This window comes from Serpentinicella sp. ANB-PHB4, from assembly GCF_031432315.1.
Taxonomy (GTDB): Bacteria; Bacillota; Clostridia; order Peptostreptococcales; family Natronincolaceae; genus Serpentinicella.
Genome location: NZ_JAVKGO010000006.1, coordinates 1 through 17,862, shown reverse-complemented (window position 1 = coordinate 17,862; position 17,862 = coordinate 1). Strand labels below are relative to the sequence as shown.

The 17,862-nt window shown below is 33.7% G+C and carries 17 protein-coding genes, 1 tRNA gene, 1 other RNA gene and 1 other annotated feature; of the genes, 18 read left to right on the top strand and 1 reads right to left on the bottom strand.

What is annotated here, in order from left to right; translation table 11 throughout:
• The first annotated feature begins 361 nt into the window (after positions 1–361).
• From greA to RH915_RS06330, 7 genes are all read left to right on the top strand, one after another.
• Entirely contained in the window at positions 362–853 is a 492-nt protein-coding gene (greA, locus tag RH915_RS06360; protein WP_310478690.1) for a transcription elongation factor GreA, read from the top strand.
• A 26-nt stretch (positions 854–879) separates the two neighbouring features.
• A complete protein-coding gene (gene lysS / locus RH915_RS06355) occupies positions 880–2,367 on the top strand; it encodes a lysine--tRNA ligase (protein ID WP_310478689.1) in 1,488 nt (495 codons plus the stop codon).
• A 105-nt stretch (positions 2,368–2,472) separates the two neighbouring features.
• Positions 2,473–2,991, top strand: coding sequence for a transcription repressor NadR (locus tag RH915_RS06350; RefSeq protein WP_310478688.1), 519 nt, complete (start codon positions 2,473–2,475; stop codon positions 2,989–2,991).
• Positions 2,992–3,068: 77 nt separating this feature from the next.
• Positions 3,069–4,118, top strand: coding sequence for a PTS transporter subunit IIC (locus RH915_RS06345; protein WP_310478687.1), 1,050 nt, complete (start codon positions 3,069–3,071; stop codon positions 4,116–4,118).
• 174 nt (positions 4,119–4,292) lie between these two features.
• Complete coding sequence (locus RH915_RS06340) at positions 4,293–7,043, top strand: UPF0182 family membrane protein (protein ID WP_310478685.1); 2,751 nt, start codon at positions 4,293–4,295, stop codon at positions 7,041–7,043.
• A gap of 257 nt (positions 7,044–7,300) precedes the next feature.
• Positions 7,301–7,837: a hypothetical protein gene (locus RH915_RS06335; RefSeq protein ID WP_310478683.1), complete on the top strand. Its 537-nt coding sequence runs from the start codon at positions 7,301–7,303 to the stop codon at positions 7,835–7,837.
• Between the two features lie 212 nt (positions 7,838–8,049).
• Positions 8,050–8,334, top strand: a complete 285-nt coding sequence (locus RH915_RS06330; RefSeq protein ID WP_310478682.1) for a DUF5658 family protein — start codon at positions 8,050–8,052, stop codon at positions 8,332–8,334.
• 107 nt (positions 8,335–8,441) lie between these two features.
• On the opposite strand, the gene RH915_RS06325 is transcribed toward RH915_RS06330, so the two are convergent.
• Positions 8,442–8,660, bottom strand: coding sequence for a hypothetical protein (locus tag RH915_RS06325; protein WP_310478681.1), 219 nt, complete (start codon positions 8,658–8,660; stop codon positions 8,442–8,444).
• Between the two features lie 137 nt (positions 8,661–8,797).
• Positions 8,798–9,025, top strand: a binding site (T-box leader).
• Between the two features lie 60 nt (positions 9,026–9,085).
• Between RH915_RS06325 and serS the strand changes: the two genes are divergently transcribed.
• From serS to rpsR, 11 genes are all read left to right on the top strand, one after another.
• Positions 9,086–10,360: a serine--tRNA ligase gene (serS, locus tag RH915_RS06320; protein ID WP_310478680.1), complete on the top strand. Its 1,275-nt coding sequence runs from the start codon at positions 9,086–9,088 to the stop codon at positions 10,358–10,360.
• Between the two features lie 255 nt (positions 10,361–10,615).
• Positions 10,616–11,068, top strand: a complete 453-nt coding sequence (gene tadA, locus RH915_RS06315; protein ID WP_310478679.1) for a tRNA adenosine(34) deaminase TadA — start codon at positions 10,616–10,618, stop codon at positions 11,066–11,068.
• 10 nt (positions 11,069–11,078) lie between these two features.
• A tRNA-Ser gene (locus RH915_RS06310) sits at positions 11,079–11,167 on the top strand.
• Positions 11,168–11,187: 20 nt separating this feature from the next.
• Positions 11,188–11,451: signal recognition particle sRNA large type (ffs, locus tag RH915_RS06305), an RNA gene on the top strand.
• A 171-nt stretch (positions 11,452–11,622) separates the two neighbouring features.
• The gene (locus tag RH915_RS06300; RefSeq protein ID WP_331618328.1) at positions 11,623–12,459 is read left to right on the top strand and encodes a mechanosensitive ion channel family protein; all 837 of its coding nucleotides are present in this window, start codon (positions 11,623–11,625) and stop codon (positions 12,457–12,459) included.
• 52 nt (positions 12,460–12,511) lie between these two features.
• Positions 12,512–12,709, top strand: coding sequence for a DUF951 domain-containing protein (locus RH915_RS06295; protein WP_310478677.1), 198 nt, complete (start codon positions 12,512–12,514; stop codon positions 12,707–12,709).
• Positions 12,710–12,999: 290 nt separating this feature from the next.
• Positions 13,000–15,063: an RNA degradosome polyphosphate kinase gene (locus RH915_RS06290; protein ID WP_310478675.1), complete on the top strand. Its 2,064-nt coding sequence runs from the start codon at positions 13,000–13,002 to the stop codon at positions 15,061–15,063.
• A 61-nt stretch (positions 15,064–15,124) separates the two neighbouring features.
• On the top strand, positions 15,125–16,636 hold the full coding sequence (gene ppx, locus RH915_RS06285; protein WP_310478673.1) for an exopolyphosphatase: 1,512 nt from the start codon (positions 15,125–15,127) through the stop codon (positions 16,634–16,636).
• Between the two features lie 104 nt (positions 16,637–16,740).
• The gene (gene rpsF / locus RH915_RS06280) at positions 16,741–17,028 is read left to right on the top strand and encodes a 30S ribosomal protein S6 (RefSeq protein ID WP_310478671.1); all 288 of its coding nucleotides are present in this window, start codon (positions 16,741–16,743) and stop codon (positions 17,026–17,028) included.
• Between the two features lie 28 nt (positions 17,029–17,056).
• A complete protein-coding gene (locus tag RH915_RS06275; protein WP_310478670.1) occupies positions 17,057–17,488 on the top strand; it encodes a single-stranded DNA-binding protein in 432 nt (143 codons plus the stop codon).
• A 17-nt stretch (positions 17,489–17,505) separates the two neighbouring features.
• Entirely contained in the window at positions 17,506–17,736 is a 231-nt protein-coding gene (gene rpsR, locus RH915_RS06270) for a 30S ribosomal protein S18 (protein ID WP_310478669.1), read from the top strand.
• Positions 17,737–17,862: the final 126 nt, after the last annotated feature.

Below are 17,862 nucleotides of genomic sequence, written 5' to 3'. Positions count from 1 at the left end.
TAGTATTCCTAGGCTATAATAGTGATAAATAATATTAAAAGCATAGAATTAGAGATGTATAGTATTATTCTTGACAATAAACATACACTGAACTATAATATCTAGGAAGTGAAGCAGAAAACAGTTACATCGTTACAGTTTGTGATTAGATATATAGAAAATTAAGTTACCTCAGCAAATATACGACTGAGGTTTTACAACGTTATTCAGTTCTTTCAAAATACTTCTGGGGGATAAAATTACCATAGAGATTGCTGAATAAATTGACTTAAGACACATATATTATCAACAAACATCATAGAAATAGATTAAATTTTTATTATATTAGGGGAAATGACTAAAAGGTGAAGGAGAGAATAAAATGCACGGTAGAGATATTGTTTTAACAATGAAGGGTTTAAAGAAAATTGAGGATGAACTTGAACATTTAAAAACTGTCAGAAGAAAAGAAGTAGCGGAAAGGATTAAACAAGCCATTGCATTTGGGGATATTAGTGAAAATTCCGAGTATGATGAAGCTAAAAATGAACAGGCACAATTAGAAGAAAGAATTATTAAGCTTGAAAATACATTAAAAAAAGCAAAAGTGGTTGATGAAGAAGATATTAGTTTAGAAAAAGTAAGTATTGGTACAGTGGTTGAAGTAAAAGACTTAGATTTTGATGAAGTGTTAGCGTATACAATTGTAGGTTCTTCGGAAGCAGATCCATATGAACTAAAGATTTCTATTGAATCCCCAGTAGGTAAAGCTTTGTTAGGTAAAAAGGTGGGAGATACGGTAGAAGTACAAATTCCTAATGGAACAACTAAGTATGAAGTACTTAATATTGATATAGATAAGAGTAGTATATAGTCTTTTTAAGAAGGGTGGAACAAAGGATGAGTGATCACACTAGTGAAGAAAAAAGCTTAAATGAGCTGATTAAAATACGACGTGAAAAACTAGATGAGTTGAAAAATACAGGCCAGGATCCTTTTAAAATAGAGAAAGTTAATGTAACCCACCATAGTAGCGGGGTAAAAGAGAAATTTGAAACCTTAGAGGGAGAAGTAGTTACTTTAGCAGGTAGGATCATGGCAAAAAGAGGTCATGGAAAAGCCAGTTTTATTAATATACAAGATAAAGACGGGCAAATTCAAGCCTATGTAAGACAAGATCGTATTGGAGAAGCGTCTTATCAGCGATTTATTACCTATGATATGGGAGATATTATTGAGGTAGAAGGTGAAGTGTTTAAAACAAAAAAAGGGGAAATTTCTGTAAAGGCAACAAGGGTACAGTTGCTTTCGAAGTCCTTACAAATTTTGCCTGAAAAGTGGCATGGGTTAAAGGATACTGAGCTTCGTTATCGACAAAGGTACGTTGACTTAATTGTTAATCCTGATGTTAAAAATACATTTTTAAAAAGGTCAAAGGCAATTAAAGCAATTAGGGAATTTCTTGATAATAGGGATTACATAGAAGTTGAAACACCAATATTAGATACCATTGCTGGTGGTGCAAGCGCAAAGCCTTTTATAACTCACCATAATACGTTAGATATTGATATGTATATGAGAATTGCTACAGAGCTTCACTTAAAGCGCCTTATTGTTGGGGGCTTTGATCGAGTATATGAGATCGGTAGACTTTTTAGAAATGAAGGGATGTCCATTAAGCATAATCCCGAGTTTACAACCATAGAGCTCTATGAGGCTTATGCTGATTATCAAGATATGATGGATATAACAGAGCAATTAGTAGCATATGTGGCAGAAAAGGCCTTAGGTACGACTAAAATTAATTACCAAGGAAAAGAAATTGATTTAACACCACCTTGGAATAGAATATCTATGATTGATGCATGTAAAAAATATGCGAATGTAGATTTTGATAAAGTTACTAATGATGAAGAAGCTATAAGGATTGCAAAAGAACTAGGAATAGAAGTAAAACCAACAATGAAAAAAGGACATATTATTAACGAAGTGTTTGAGACTTTTGTTGAAAAACATTTAGAGCAACCTACATTTATAACCAATCATCCTGTAGAAGTTTCGCCTCTAGCTAAAAGAAATCCAGACAACCCAGAGGTAACAAATCGGTTTGAAGCCTTTGTAAACACATGGGAGATAGCGAATGCTTTCTCGGAACTAAACGATCCGATTGACCAAAAAGAAAGGTTTATGGAACAATTATCCCAAAGAGAAGCAGGAGATGAAGAAGCACATATGCTAGATGAGGATTTTATTAATGCTTTAGAAGTTGGTTTGCCACCAACAGGAGGTTTAGGCATTGGTATAGATCGTTTAATGATGCTTATTACAAATTCGCCATCTATTAGAGATGTTATCTTATTCCCGACAATGAAGCCCTTAGAAAAATAATGACTTTTAGGGACTAAGGATTTATAATAAAATAATAAACGATAGAAAGCTAGCTGAAGTTAGCTTTCTGTCAATTTTTGATACTATAGTAAAGGAGAGGTATCTATGAATAGTCAACAAAGAAGAAACTGTGTACTGGAAAAGTTACAAAAGACCGAAGAACCAATAAAGGGAAATCACTTAGCAAAAGAATTAAAGGTTTCAAGACAAGTGATTGTTCAAGATATTGCGCTATTGAGGGCCCAAGGGCAAAATATTATGGCCACACCTTTAGGGTATATAATACCAAAAGAGAATATATTAAAATTAAGAAAAACCTTGGTTTCACAACATAGAACTTACGATGAAATGAAAGAAGAGTTACAGATTATGATAGATTATGGAGCAAAAGTATTAGATGTAGTTGTTGAACATCCGGTTTATGGAGAATTAAAAGGTATTTTGGATATTAGCCATAAGCAAGATCTTGAAGGCTTTATGAATGGAATAAATGAACATAATGCGGAGCCGCTATCCACGTTAACTGAAGGTGTACATATACATACTATTGAAATCGATAATGAAGAGAACTTTGAAAAAATGAAACTTGCTTTATATAAAAAAGGATACTTGATTAGGGATTAAAACTGTGGTATATTTTTATAGTCTAGTGACAAGACAGGTGATATAACACCTGTTCATTTTTTCGGGAGGTTAAAAATATGTCAGAAAAAAAAGTTTTTTCAATCCGTGAATATTTAACTAAAGCTTTAAATGGTATGGCATTAGGACTTTTTTCATCCTTAATAATTGGATTAATTATTAAACAGGTAGGGGAGCTTTTAAACATTCCAACACTAATACTGTTTGGTACAATTGCACAGTACTTAATGGGACCTGCAATAGGTGCGGGTGTTGCCTATACTGTAGGGGCACCGTCCTTGGGTATATTTGCTTCTTTGGCCACCGGTGCTATAGGTGCCAATGTATTTTCAATGACTGACGCTGGTGTCTTAACCTTTTCTGGAGGATTTGGAGAACCCGTAGGGGCATTTATTGCCGCATTAATAGGTGCTGAAGCTGCAAAGCTAATAGCAGGGAAAACAAAAGTTGATATTGTGTTGATACCATCTGTTACAATTATAGCTGGAGGACTGGCTGGCCTTTTTGTAGGACCAGGAATAGCAGCTTTTATGGCATGGGTAGGAAGTGCTATAAATACAGCTACAGTACTACATCCTTTTCCAATGGGGATTATAATTGCAGTGTCAATGGGAATGATTTTAACTTTACCAATAAGTAGTGCTGCCATAGCAATATCTTTAGGCTTAGATGGATTGGCCGCTGGAGCAGCAGTTGTTGGGTGTGCTACACAAATGGTTGGATTTGCAGTGGCTTCTTATAAAGAAAATGGATTTGGAGGCTTGATTGCCCAAGGGTTAGGAACAAGTATGTTACAGGTACCAAACCTAATAAAAAATCCAAAGATTTGGTTGCCACCGATTATTGCAAGTGCAATTATTGGGCCAATTGCAACTACAATTTTTATGATGGAAAGTAATAGTATTGGTGCAGGGATGGGTACTAGTGGATTAGTTGGACAGTTTGGTACCTTTGCCAAAATGGTAACGGAAAACGGACAAAGCGCTACAGTTGTTTTAATTTATATAGGGATATTACATTTTGTTTTACCAGCTGTACTTACTTTCTTTATAAGTCAGTGGATGCGAAAAAAACAATGGATCAAAGATGGGGATATGAAGCTAGATTAATAAATTTGTCATATAAAACTTCCAATAGTATAATAAGTATACTATTGGAAGTTTTTTTATATAGTAGAAAAGTGACTTTTTACTATATAAAAAGACTCAAAATAACATATAAAATTTATCTGAATTGTTCCAGGTTGGGGCTTGTTTGATGATAAATACTTAGGGGGAAACAAAATGAATCGAAAAGGTATTTTTGTAACAGGGGTAATATTGGTACTGTTATTTTTAATAACCTCTTTTACAGAAATCATTACATTTATTACTGATTTTCAGTGGTTTCAAGAAGTAGGTTATGAACAGGTTTTTTTATTAGAATTAAAGACGCAGCTTAAGATCGGCATACCTTTATTTATTGTGTCTATGATTTTTTATTACATTTACTTATATTTTTTAAAGAAGAATTATTACAAAAGGGTTCAGGCCTATCATACAGATATGTCTGAAAAAACAGTTAACAAATTGATTGCCATCCCAGCGGTACTTCTTGCAGCCTTGACTAGTAGGACTATTGCCGGATCTCTTTGGTTTGATATCTTGACCTATATAAATGCAAAAAGTTTTGACATAGCCGACCCAATTTTTAATAAAGATATCTCTTTCTATATGTTCGAGTTACCTCTTTTTGAAAAGTTGATAAATGTAATGACAGGAATTATATTTGCAGTTGTTTTTGTTACAATTTTATTCTACATTGCATTATTTATCATTAGAAGACCTACGCTCTATGAAGCAAAAACGGAAAGTCTTGATTACAATCAACCCTTTGTCAAAGACTTTTTACAAGTTTCATTTAAACAAATTACAATATTAGCAGCACTATTTTTTGTTATTATAGCCGTGAGAAACTACTTTGCTGCATATAGTATTTTGTATTCAACTAGGGGCGCTGTTTTTGGTGCAAGTTATACAGATGTAAGTGTAAGTTTATATGTGTACCGTATAAAAATGATCGTTTCTCTATTAGCGGTCGTTATGGTAGGGGTCGCTTATATAAAGCGAAATCTAAAAATGGCTATTGCCGCCCCTGTAGCTTTGGTAATAATCACTGTAATGGGGGGCATTACTGCTGGATTAGTACAAAATTTTGTTGTTGATCCGAATGTTATACAGAGAGAAACACCGTATATTGAAAATCATATAAAATTTACACAACAGGCCTATGGGCTAGATGATATTAAGGTAAGAGATTTTGATGTATTAGATAATTTAACACTTGATGATTTAGAAAATAATCAAGAAACCATTAGAAACATAAGAATTAACGACTATCGACCCACTTTAGAGTCATACAACCAGTTAAATGCCATACGACTATATTACCGTTTTCTAGATGTTGATATAGACAGATATATGGTAAATGGTGAATATAAACAGGTGTTTTTAGCCCCAAGAGAGCTAGATATAACTAGGTTAAGCGAAAATGCAAGTACTTGGATGAATCATCACTTAAAATACACCCATGGTTATGGAGTGGTTATGTCTCCAGTAAATCAGGTGACAGCTCAGGGGCAACCAGAAATGATTATTAGGAATATCCCCCCTATCTCTACTACGGATATTGAAGTCACACGCCCTGAAATCTATTTTGGAGAATTAACAGATCATTATATAATTGTTAATACGGAAGAAAAAGAATTTGACTATCCAATGGGCGAGAATAATGCAGAAACACTATACGAAGGAGAAGCAGGAATATCATTGAGGGGAATAAACAGAGTGTTATATGCCTTAAGAGAAAGGCAACCACGAATTTTGCTATCCGGCAGTATTACGTCCGATAGTCGCATTGTAATGAATAGAAATGCACATGAAAGAGTAAATAAGATAGCACCGTTTATAGAATATGATGAAGATCCATATATTGTAATTAATGAAGGCAGACTTTATTGGATCATAGATGGATATACTGTAGCGGGAAGATACCCTTATGCACAACCCTATTTAAAAGGAGATAGAAACTACATCAGAAATTCAGTAAAAGTGGTGATAGATGCATACAATGGAGATGTAAATTATTATATTTCTGATGAAACAGACCCGGTCATTCTTACCTATAATGAAATTTTTCCTGGATTATTTCAGCATATAGATGAAATGAAGGAAGGATTAAGAAGCCATATACGATACCCTCAAGACCTATTTGATATTCAGTCAGAAGTTTATGAGCTGTATCATATGAATAATCCAGTTGTCTTTTACACCCAGGAAGACCTATGGAGAATCCCTCAAGAAAAGTACTTTGGAAATCAACAACCCGTAGAATCACAATATATGATTTTCAAATTACCAGAGAAAGAAGAGGAAGAATTCATTTTATCTGTACCTTACACACCAAATAGATTAAATAACATGACAGCGCTTTTAGTGGCAAGAAATGATGGGGATCAATACGGAGAATTAATTCTATATAGATTACCTAAAGATAGAAATATCTATGGTCCAATGCAAATTGAGTCAAGAATTGATCAAGATCCTGAAATATCCTCCCAGCTCACGTTGTGGGGTGAAGGTGGATCTACGGTTATAAGAGGAAATCTACTTGTTATACCAATAGAAGATTCTATTCTATATGTGGAACCTTTATATATAAAGGCTGCGAACACAGAAAGTCCACCGGAAATGAGAAGAGTTATCGTAGCTTATCAAGATGAAATCGTCATGGAAGAATCTTTAGATAAGGCTTTGGAACAAATTTTTGGCGGAACTGGAAGAAAAGAAGGGCCTAGAGAAGATATTGAAATTATAATAGATGATGGGCTGTTAGGAGATATAAATGATTTAGTTCAAAAGGCCAATGATGCTTTTGATAATGCAAATAAGGCGGTCAGAGATGGGGATTGGGCAGCCTATGGTAGGTATATAAATGAGTTAGAAGATATTTTAAGTCAGTTGCAAAAAGAAAGTGAAAAAGAAATTTTAGAATAATACAAACGAGGTGGCCGATGGACACCTCGTTTTATTGTATGGTTAAAGATATTCAAAAGAGTAAATTATATAATCAAATTTAGTCAAATAAATATAAAAAATAGCTATGAAGCCTTTTATACTAGACATATTTATAGTAAAAGATGAGTTAGGTTTAGGTTGTAATTTAAAATTAAAAATAATAATATTTAGTGGTTGATATGGTATAATGAAGAGGTAAAAAAGGTCAATAATTTTAAAAGATATAGGAGGACTATATGGATTTACAAGATTATGTCATAATAGCATTATTAGTAATGGTGTACTTAAGTCTAGGATCTATGACGTTTAATAGAATTATGCTGTTTAAAGCACAGTCTAAAACAGCGCTGTTGAAAGTTTCCTCTAAACAGTTTTTCTTTTCGGAAAAAATGCATAACTTATTTACATTAGTTTTAGTTGGACTACTTTTGGTACAGTTGGTCATGGATATACAGGCGGGTAGGTATCTTTACGGAGGGATATTTTTTATTGTAGTTGTATTTATTATTTTAAAAATTCATTTTACCAGCATGTCATCAAATGTGTGGGCAATACGAGAAGAAGGTCTTTTGTTGTACGGATATAAAGAAATTATACCCTGGAGTAAAATAAAAAAATATACTTGGGATACAACCAAATCTGACAAATACAACGAGCTCTATATAGTTGAGGATAAAAATGAAAAGTCTATAACAAAAAGCAAGAAAAGATTGATTGTGGACAAAAGCATGATGAAAGATGTGCAAAAGCTTTTTAAAAAATATAAGGCATAATGGATAAAAAGAAGCTACAGCGGTAGCTTCTTTTTTATATAGTAGGAAAAGTGCTCAGACAGCTTTGCTGTTGTCGAAGGAAACCTAGGGTTTCCTAGCGAAAGTGCCTTAGCCTTAAGCATTTACTATGAAGTTAATTTTTAAAGTAGTAAAAAAAATAAAAATGCAAAGAATATCTATTACACAGAACTAACAGTGAAAGGATGAGTTCTTTGTCTAGTTTATTCTTTTTATTATTGACAGATTATTTACTTACATATATGGGAATACACTTTTTTGAAGTTATTACAGAACTAAATCCGTTTATGGTGAAGATTATGGAATTGCCTTTTACTTTGGGTTTTTTAGTTAGAATAGTACAAGCGACAATAATTACGGCTATTGTGTATTATATTTTTTTAAAAAGCAAAAGATACTATAGTTTTGTTTTAACGACAAGTTTTATATTATACGCAATCGTAATGATACTGCACATAAGCTGGATTATAAAACTATAAAAGAATATTTAAAGATAAAGACTGTGTATATGTAGAGAAAAAATAAATAAGTGTGGATAATAATAAGATTTATAAAAAGTTACTAACATGATGAACTACAAAAGCTATCATTTTCGATTAAACCTTATGGAATCATTTTGTGCTCTGATTGCTTTAAGTTCTTCTAAAGACATATTGTCTAATTGATGAGCCTGCTTTGCAAATTGACTTCGTGTGATAATGCCTTGCTCTACCAAAACCTCAATAAGTGTTGCAATAGCTAAGGTGTTTCTATAGTCGATGTTTTTTAAATCGCTTATTTGTGCCAAGATATCTACTTTGTTCATATAAGATCCCCCTTTGAATTTAATTTTTCGTATTATTCCCCAAAAATAATTTATTATTCACATGTGAATAAAGAGATAAATATGGTGTATAATAAAAATATGTTGAAAGACTACACAAATTATGGTAGAATACTTCTCGAAAAGCGTAGATGAGAATTAGTAAGTAGGAGGCTTTTATAGAGAGTCGGTGGGTGGTGGAAACCGACAAAGATAACTACTGAATCCGTCTCGGAGCTGTTTGCTGAAATTACAGTAGGTTTAGCCGGGTTGCAACCGTTAAATTGCAATGAGAGGATTAGAAAAGATATGGTTGAGTTTCTAATCAATTAGGGTGGTATCGCGGAAATAGACTTTCCGTCCCTTTGTTGGGGCGGGAAGTTTTTGTATGTACATATAGATTCTATAAGCAATAGGAGGAAGAAATCGTGTTAGATATAAAACGAATTCGTATGGACCTAGATAATGTAAAATTAGCAATGGCAAGAAGAGGAGAAGAAGATTTTGACTTAGATTATGCCGTGCAGCTAGATGAAGAGAGAAGAACTTTGCTACAGCAAGTAGAACAAATGAAAAGTGAACAGAAAATTGTATCAAAGGAAATTCCTAAGCTAAAAAAAGAAGGAAATGATACAACTGAGATTATGGAACGTATGAAAGAGATGTCAGGTCAGATTAAAGCATTAGATGGTCAGGTAAGAGAAGTAGAAGAGCGCTTAAGAAATACGCTACTGACCATTCCAAATGTCCCTCATCCAGATGTTCCTCAAGGGGAAACCGAAGATGAAAACGTTGAATTAAAGAAGTGGGGAGAAATAAAAGCGTTTAAGTTTGACCCAAAACCTCATTGGGATATTGGGCAAGATTTGGGAATATTAGATTTTGAAGCCGCAGCTAAGGTGACAGGATCAAGATTTACAGTATATAAAGGGAAAGGTGCTAAGTTAGAAAGAGCATTAATTAATTTTATGCTAGACTTACACACTGAAGAGCATGGTTATGAAGAAGTGCTGCCACCTTTTATGGTGAATAGAGATAGTATGACAGGAACAGGGCAGTTACCAAAATTTGAAGATGATGCTTTTAAATTAGCGCAAAAAGATTACTTTCTTATTCCTACAGCTGAAGTGCCAGTAACAAATATTCATAAAGAAGATATAATAGATGCTAGTGATCTTCCTGTATCATATGTTGCCTATACTCCATGTTTTAGATCGGAAGCTGGGTCAGCGGGTAGAGATACTAGAGGACTGATAAGACAACATCAATTTAATAAAGTGGAACTGGTGAAGTTTGTTAAACCAGAAGCATCTTACAGCGAGCTAGAGAAATTAACAGCTAATGCGGAGAAGGTGTTACAGCTTTTAGGGTTGCCATACAGAGTTGTAAAAATATGTACTGGAGACTTGGGATTTACTGCCGCATTTAAGTATGATATAGAAGTTTGGATGCCGAGTTATAATAGATATGTAGAGATATCATCTTGTAGTAATTTTGAGGACTTTCAAGCAAGAAGAGCAAATATTAGATTTAGACCAGAAGAAAAAGGAAAAGTTGAGTTTGTCCATACACTGAATGGATCAGGAGTGGCTATTGGAAGAGCACTAGCTGCAATTCTTGAAAACTATCAACAAGAAGACGGGTCAGTAATTATTCCAGAGATTTTAAGGCCATACTTTAGAGGTAAAGATACCATAAAATAAAATCATGTATCTTATTTACTGCATGGGGAGATTGTATAAGTAAAGGGCCCTTGTTGCATGTATTATCGTATATGCAATTTCTTCATGTGAAAATAAGTATATATTCAACATGCAAGGTAAAAATACATTACAAGAGAGTATTATTTTGGAACTAATGAGAACAAATCTCATTGATTTTTATCCTTTTTCGTGCTAGAATAATTCTTGTGACTTAAAACTAGTAGCATAAAAATAGCATTTATGAGGTGCATCGGTTTGGTAGAAGAAATCTATATGAGATTGGCTTTAGAAGAAGCAGACAAAGCTTACTCCAAAGGTGAGGTGCCGATAGGTGCTATAGTCGTTCAAGGAGATCGCGTGATTGGAAGTGGACATAATTTACGAGAATGCTCGAAGGACTCAACTGCTCATGCGGAAATTGTTGCAATAAGAAACGCCTGTAATACTATTGGTGGTTGGAGATTGACAGAATCCACTTTATATGTTACTATTGAACCCTGTCCTATGTGTGCTGGAGCAATCCTACAAAGCCGAATTAAAAAGGTGGTAATTGGAGCGATGGACTCAAAAGGAGGGGCATGTGGGTCAGTGGTTAATTTACTGAATAATAATGGATTTAACCATCAAACCGAAATACAATCTGGGGTACTAGAGGAAATGTGCGCCGATAAAATGAAGTCCTTTTTTAAAGAACTGAGAAGCAAGTAAGCTAAATTATGGAGAGGTGTCCGAGTTGGCTAAGGGGCACGCCTGGAAAGCGTGTAAGACCGCAAGGTCCCGCGGGTTCGAGTCCCGCTCTCTCCGCCATAAATATGTTTATAAGTTTGCTGTGCTAGACGGGGAGGTAGCGGTGCCCTGTACCTGCAATCCGCTATAGCAGGGTTGAATTCCTTGCGGAGGCTTGTTTGTTGTAGTGCTGGCTTAAGTAAGTGGTAATGAAGATTGGGTCCTACGCAACGGAAACTCATGAACTCCGCCAGGTCCGGAAGGAAGCAACGGTAAGTGATCATTTTCGTGTGCCGTAGGGAAGCCTGATCAGAGCTAACTGCTTGAGTAACGGCTATGACCACAAGTCGAAGTGAGGTGCACAGCGCTAATTTTATATAAAGAAGCAGAAACGATATTTCTATATATTTGTTTCTGTTTTTTTCTTTTTGTTTTAGTTAGGAAGAATAGATATGACTAAATGGAAAGATTGAATAAAAAAATATATATTGATATACTATACTTATATTTACTGAACAAGGAAGGAGGATATGGTAGTGGAAAGTATATTAGAATTACTAAAAGATTGGGTGATTATACGTGGGTTTGGTAGTAAAGCACTAAGCATACTGATTACAGTTGTACTAGCTGCAATTGCAGTCAAGACAACTAATTCCCTAGTAAATCGTCTTTTCGATGAGGAAAAACCAAGTAAAATTAATATGGACCCACACCGTATGAGCACGATCAGGGGATTGCTTAAAAATCTACTGAAGTATATTATCTATTTTATTGCATTTACTTCTATTGCAAGGCTTTTTATTGACATAACAGGACTTATTGCAACGGCAGGAGTTGGAGGGTTAGCCATAGGATTTGGTGCTCAAAACTTGGTGAGAGATGTAATAACTGGGTTCTTTATTCTGATTGAAGAACAATATAATGTAGGTGCATTTGTACAAGTAGATGGTATTAGTGGAATTGTTGAAGACATGACCCTTAGAGTTACAAAAATTAGAGATTTTAACGGAGATCTACATATTGTACCTAACGGTGAAGTGAAAAAGGTAACAAACAAGAGTAATGGAAAGATGCGGGCGCTAGTTGAAATGTCAATTGCTTATGAAGAAGATATTGATCGAGCAATAGAGGTGTTAACACAAGCCAGCGAAAAGCTGCAAGCAGAAAACCAATCTATTCTAGAAGGACCTACGGTTTTAGGTGTATCACGTCTTGATGACTCAGATGTAGTAATTTCTGTAATGGCAAAAACAGTGCCGATGGAACAATGGTCGACAGAACGATTAATGCTTAAAACATTCAAACAAGCTTTTGATAAAGAGGGAATTGAAATTCCTTATCCAAGGAGAGTAATTATAAATCAGTCGGAATAAATATTCTTATTATGATGGAAAGGTAGGTGGATCCGAAATATTCGGAGAAAGTATGCCATTAAACCTAAAAGTAGGAGATTGTGTAGCGTTAAAAAAACAACATCCTTGTGGAAATCACAAGTTTGAGATTATGAGAACCGGAGCAGACTTCATTATTAAATGTGAAAAATGTGAAAAACAATTATGGATTGCTAGATCAAATTTAGAAAAGAGAGTAAAAAAAGTTTTTCCAAAGGAAGAATCACAATAAAAGAAGAGTGGATATAAATCCACTCTTCTTTTCGTTAAGGGGGAGATTGGGATGAATAAAATGTTGTATTATGGGGGGCTATCAGTAATAGTATGGCCATAATTAAAATCTCTATACATTATTTTTAGAATATTTTATACAGTTTATTTAGAAAGTTAGCTATTAATAAATGTTTTGCTCTAGGTTATAATGACATATAAGTAAAGAAATTTTTAATTCATAGAATTTAAGGTCAAGCAATAAAAATTAGGTGTACAAAAATATTATGTACATAAAAAGGAAAGATATTAGTGAAAGAAAATTTCAAAGATAGTAACTACTTTATAAATAGAGAGTTGAGTTGGCTAGAGTTTAACCAACGGGTTTTGGAGGAAGCTGAAGATCAGGAAAATCCTTTAATGGAAAGAATGCGGTTCTTATCTATAGCAAGCTCTAATCTAGATGAGTTTTTTATGGTTAGAGTAGCTTCATTAAAGGACCAAGTAAATGCAGGATTTGAAAAACTAGACGCTTCCGGGCGCACGCCTAAAAAACAGTTAAGGCTTATTTCTCAAAAAACACAAAAAATAGTTAGAAACAAGTACACCATTTATCATGATATTTTAGATAAATTAAAGGACGAGTGTCTAGTTATACGACCATCAGATCAACTTAGCATTAAACAAGAATCTTTTCTAGAAAAATATTTCAATGATATTATTTATCCCGTATTAACCCCGATGGCTGTGGAAAAAAGCAGATCCTTTCCTATTATTCTTAATAAAAGTTTAAATATTGGAATGATGATAGAAGACCTTAAATGCACAAAAGAACCTATTTTTGCTACGGTTCAAGTACCTGCTGTATTGCCTCGATTAATAGAAATTCCTAGTGAGAGTAGTAATAAATGTTTTATTTTCTTAGAAGAAGTAATCCGGTTATATATAGATAGGTTGTTTCTTGGACATAGGGTAACGACACCTTTTCCGTATAGAATAACACGGAATGCAGACCTAAGCATAGAAGAAGAAGAGGCAGAAGATTTATTGATTGAGATTGAAAAATCTTTAATTAAAAGAAAGACGGGAGCAACGATCCGACTAGAAGTGGATAAAAGAATGCCAGAAGGGATAACGCAAATTTTAGAGCAAGCACTCCATATTCACAAGGGAGAGGTTTATCGAATTGATGGACCAATAGATTTAACTTTTCTAAATAAGATATATGAACTTGACGGCTATGACTATTTAAAATTTGAGAAGTATGAACCTAAAATCCCTCAGGAGCTGTTGGCAAGTAAAGATATTTTTGGCGCCATCTCAAAAAAAGATATTGTTTTATTGCACCCTTTTGAAAGCTTTGATCCTGTTGTCGAGTTTGTTAGAAAAGCATCAGAAGATCCTGCTGTACTGGCAATTAAACAAACGTTATACCGAGTTAGTGGGGATTCTCCTATTATAAAAGCTTTAGAGATTGCAGCATCAAAGGGAAAGCAAGTTACAGTATTAGTTGAAGTTAAAGCAAGATTTGATGAAGAAAATAATATTCAGTGGGCTAAAAGACTTGAACGGGCAGGTTGTCATGTTGTATATGGATTAGTAGGCTTAAAGACCCATTGTAAGGTTACTTTAGTTGTTAGAATGGAAGGACAAAATATTAAAAGATATATACATTTAGGAACAGGAAATTATAATGACATTACTGCTAAAGTGTATACTGATTTTAGCCTTTTCACATCAAATATTGACTTTGGGCAAGATGCTACTTCCCTCTTCAATATGCTGACTGGGCACTCCCAGTTGCCACCGATGAATAAATTTTATATAGCACCTATAAATATGAGGGCGCAGTTTAAAAAAATAATAAACAATGAGAGAAAGAATGCAAAGAACGGAAAAGAAGCTAGAATTGTAGCTAAAATGAATTCTCTTGTTGACTCAGAAATTATAGTTGAACTTTTTAAAGCTTCTAAAGCAGGTGTAAAAATCGATCTGATTGTAAGAGGCATATGTTGCTTGCGACCAGGTGTGCCAGGAATAAGTGAAAACATTACAGTAAGAAGCATCGTTGGAAGATACTTAGAACATACCAGAGTGTTTTATTTTTTAAATGGTGGAAATGAAGCTGTGTACTTGTCTAGTGCAGATTGGATGCCAAGAAATCTAAATAGGCGGGTAGAATTACTTTTTGAAGTAGAGGAACCTGAGGCGAAAAATAAAATTTTAGAGATAATTCAATTTACACTAATGGATACAGCTAAAACTAGAGTGCTTAATAGTGAGTGTGAATATCAAAAAATATCTGAAGGCAGTGGCGAGTCATTTAACTCCCAGTGTTACTTTATGCAATTGTTTACACATAAAACAGATCACTAATGATTTAAGGTGAAAGATATTGAAAGATGAATATAACAGTAAGAAATGGGGGTGTCTAACTGTGCCAGAAAAAATAGGCGTAATTGATATTGGCTCAAACTCTATAAGAATGGAAATCATAAAGATCAATGATGATAGGTCCTATTGTAAAATTGACGAATCTAAAGAAATGGTTAGACTTAGTCAAGGTATGGAAAGGGATAACAAGTTAAAAGAAGCCCCAATAAAAAGAACGATAAAAGTGTTAAAGTTATATAAAGCTATTGTAGATTCCCATAATGTTGATCAGTTGTTTTGTGTTGCAACTGCAGCAGTGAGAAATGCTAGTAATCAAAAGACATTTATTAAAAGAATTAATGAAGATGTTGGACTAGATATAGATGTAATTTCTGGTGAAAAAGAAGCCCATCTTGGATATTTAGGAGTAGTTAATACAATTGATATAAAGGACTGCCTCATTGTTGATATTGGGGGTGGAAGTACTGAAATTACCTTAGTTAAAGATAGAACACTAAAACGATCCATTAGTTTACCCTATGGAGCTGTTAATTTAACTGAGCAATACTTAAATAGTGACCCAATTAAGAAGAATCAGATACAAGAAGTTGAAGATGTGATAAAGGAAAGTTTAGATGCAATATCTTGGATAAAAGGAGCAGAGAGCTTGCCTATAGTAGGTCTAGGGGGAACGATCAAAACCTTGGCAAGGGTTGATAAGCACAAAAAGAGAGTGCCCTTAAATTTTATCCATAATTATCAAATGTCGAAAGAAGAATCCCTAAATATATATAAACAAATAGTTAAGGTAAATATAGACAAACGAATTAAACTACCAGGAATCAACAAAAGCCGAGCTGATATAATAAGTGGGGGATTAATACTTTTTACGTGCATAATGCAATATATAGATGCAAGCAATCTTATAATAAGTGATGCGGGAATGAGGGAAGGTATTTTTTATAGCCATTATTTAGATCATATTAATTATAAATACAAATATATTGACAATATTTTATCTCATAGTATAGAAAACACACTATTAAAGTATAATTTTGATAAGATTGAACCTAATGGGCCCCCTATAGCTATAGCATTTTTTGATAAAATTAGTGATGTATATAGCTTGGATCAAGAATATAGAAAGATTTTATGGGTGGCCTATAAAATGCAAAACTTAGGTAAGGGCGTGGATGGTTACTATAGTTCCCAACAGGGATTTTATCAAATATTAAACAGTAGATTATACGGGTTAAATCATAGGGAAAAAGTATTAAGTGCTTTGCTGGGGGCATTAGTAAGCGAGGATGTATTGAAAAGCAAATTTAAAAAATATAGTATGTTAATTAAGAAAAAGGACCATGATAGTATACGTATGCTAAGTCTGTTATTAAAAATAGGGAATGTATTAGAAAGAAGTTTAATTGACACATCTAGTGTTACTTATGAAATTAAAAAGAATTCAATAGATATTACAGTTAGTGGGAAGGATTTCTTACAGCTGGAAAAGGTGTATAAATACAAAAAGGAATTTAATAAACTTTTAAGTAGGGATTTATTTATTTTTTATAAATAAATTGCAATATATTTTTCTTAATGATATAATATACCGATGTGAGAGAATATTTCTTCTCTGCTCTGAAAAACAGAGCCGCATGAGTCCAAAGGGAGGTGGAAAATATGAGAAAATACGAATTAATGTACATTGTTAAAACTGATTTAGAAGAAGAAAAAAGAAATCAGTTACTAAACAAAGTAACAGGAATTATCGAAACAAACGGAGAAGTTGAAAACGTAGATGAGTGGGGAACAAGAAAGTTAGCCTACGAAATCGAAAAACTAACTGAAGGTTACTATGTTTTAATCAACTTTAAGTCAACTATTGACGTTCCGAAAGAAGTTGAGAGAAATCTTAGAATTTCTGACAGCGTAATTAGACATATGATTTTCAATATGGAAGAAAAATAATAAGTATTAATAAAAAGGAGGGGTTTGTATGAACAGTGTAATATTAACAGGAAGACTTACAAGGGACCCCGAGTTGCGATTTACATCAAATGGAAAATCGGTAGCGAGATTTAACATAGCCGTAAATAGACTATATTCTAAAAATAATGAAGCGGATTTTTTCAATATTGTAGCATGGGGAAAAACTGGCGAAAATTGTGCAAACTACTTATCTAAAGGAAGCTTGGTTGGCGTGCAGGGCGAAATTCATAATAATAATTATGAAACACAATCTGGCGAAAAGCGATATAGCGTGGAAATCAATGCTTCTAGAGTCGAATTTTTAGAAAAAGCCAATAAGTCAGCTTCAACCGGTAATGCAAACAATGCAAACTCTAACAATACTAATGCAAATAATAATTTTGATGATATTGATTTAGATGAGTTTGAATCTATAGAAGATGAAGATATTCCGTTCTAAAAAAAGGAGGGGAAAAGATGATCAATAAAAGAAAAAGAAGAACGAAAAAGAAAATTTGTTCATTCTGTGCGGATAAGTCAGCTAATATCGACTACAAAGATGTTCAAAAACTAAAAAAATATATTACTGAAAGAGGTAAAATTACACCTCGTAGAATCACAGGTAACTGTGCGATACATCAAAGAGCGTTAACAATTGCATTAAAAAGATCAAGACAAATGGCGTTGTTACCATATTCAGTAGACTAATAAAAAAGGCTCTTTGTCAATAGTTGGGGTGGGATTATATTTAATCCCACTCCATTATTACATTAGAGCCTATTTTAGTATAATAATGAGACTCCACGTGTTTTAGGGTGCACTTAATAAACCTAA

Coding starts and splice junctions, on each gene's coding strand:
- greA (WP_310478690.1), top strand. CDS start 362: ATGCACGGTAGAGATATTGTTTTAACAATGAAGGGTTTAAAGAAAATT.
- lysS (WP_310478689.1), top strand. CDS start 880: ATGAGTGATCACACTAGTGAAGAAAAAAGCTTAAATGAGCTGATTAAA.
- RH915_RS06350 (WP_310478688.1), top strand. CDS start 2,473: ATGAATAGTCAACAAAGAAGAAACTGTGTACTGGAAAAGTTACAAAAG.
- RH915_RS06345 (WP_310478687.1), top strand. CDS start 3,069: ATGTCAGAAAAAAAAGTTTTTTCAATCCGTGAATATTTAACTAAAGCT.
- RH915_RS06340 (WP_310478685.1), top strand. CDS start 4,293: ATGAATCGAAAAGGTATTTTTGTAACAGGGGTAATATTGGTACTGTTA.
- RH915_RS06335 (WP_310478683.1), top strand. CDS start 7,301: ATGGATTTACAAGATTATGTCATAATAGCATTATTAGTAATGGTGTAC.
- RH915_RS06325 (WP_310478681.1), bottom strand. CDS start 8,660: ATGAACAAAGTAGATATCTTGGCACAAATAAGCGATTTAAAAAACATC.
- RH915_RS06295 (WP_310478677.1), top strand. CDS start 12,512: ATGCCATTAAACCTAAAAGTAGGAGATTGTGTAGCGTTAAAAAAACAA.
- rpsF (WP_310478671.1), top strand. CDS start 16,741: ATGAGAAAATACGAATTAATGTACATTGTTAAAACTGATTTAGAAGAA.
- RH915_RS06275 (WP_310478670.1), top strand. CDS start 17,057: ATGAACAGTGTAATATTAACAGGAAGACTTACAAGGGACCCCGAGTTG.
- rpsR (WP_310478669.1), top strand. CDS start 17,506: ATGATCAATAAAAGAAAAAGAAGAACGAAAAAGAAAATTTGTTCATTC.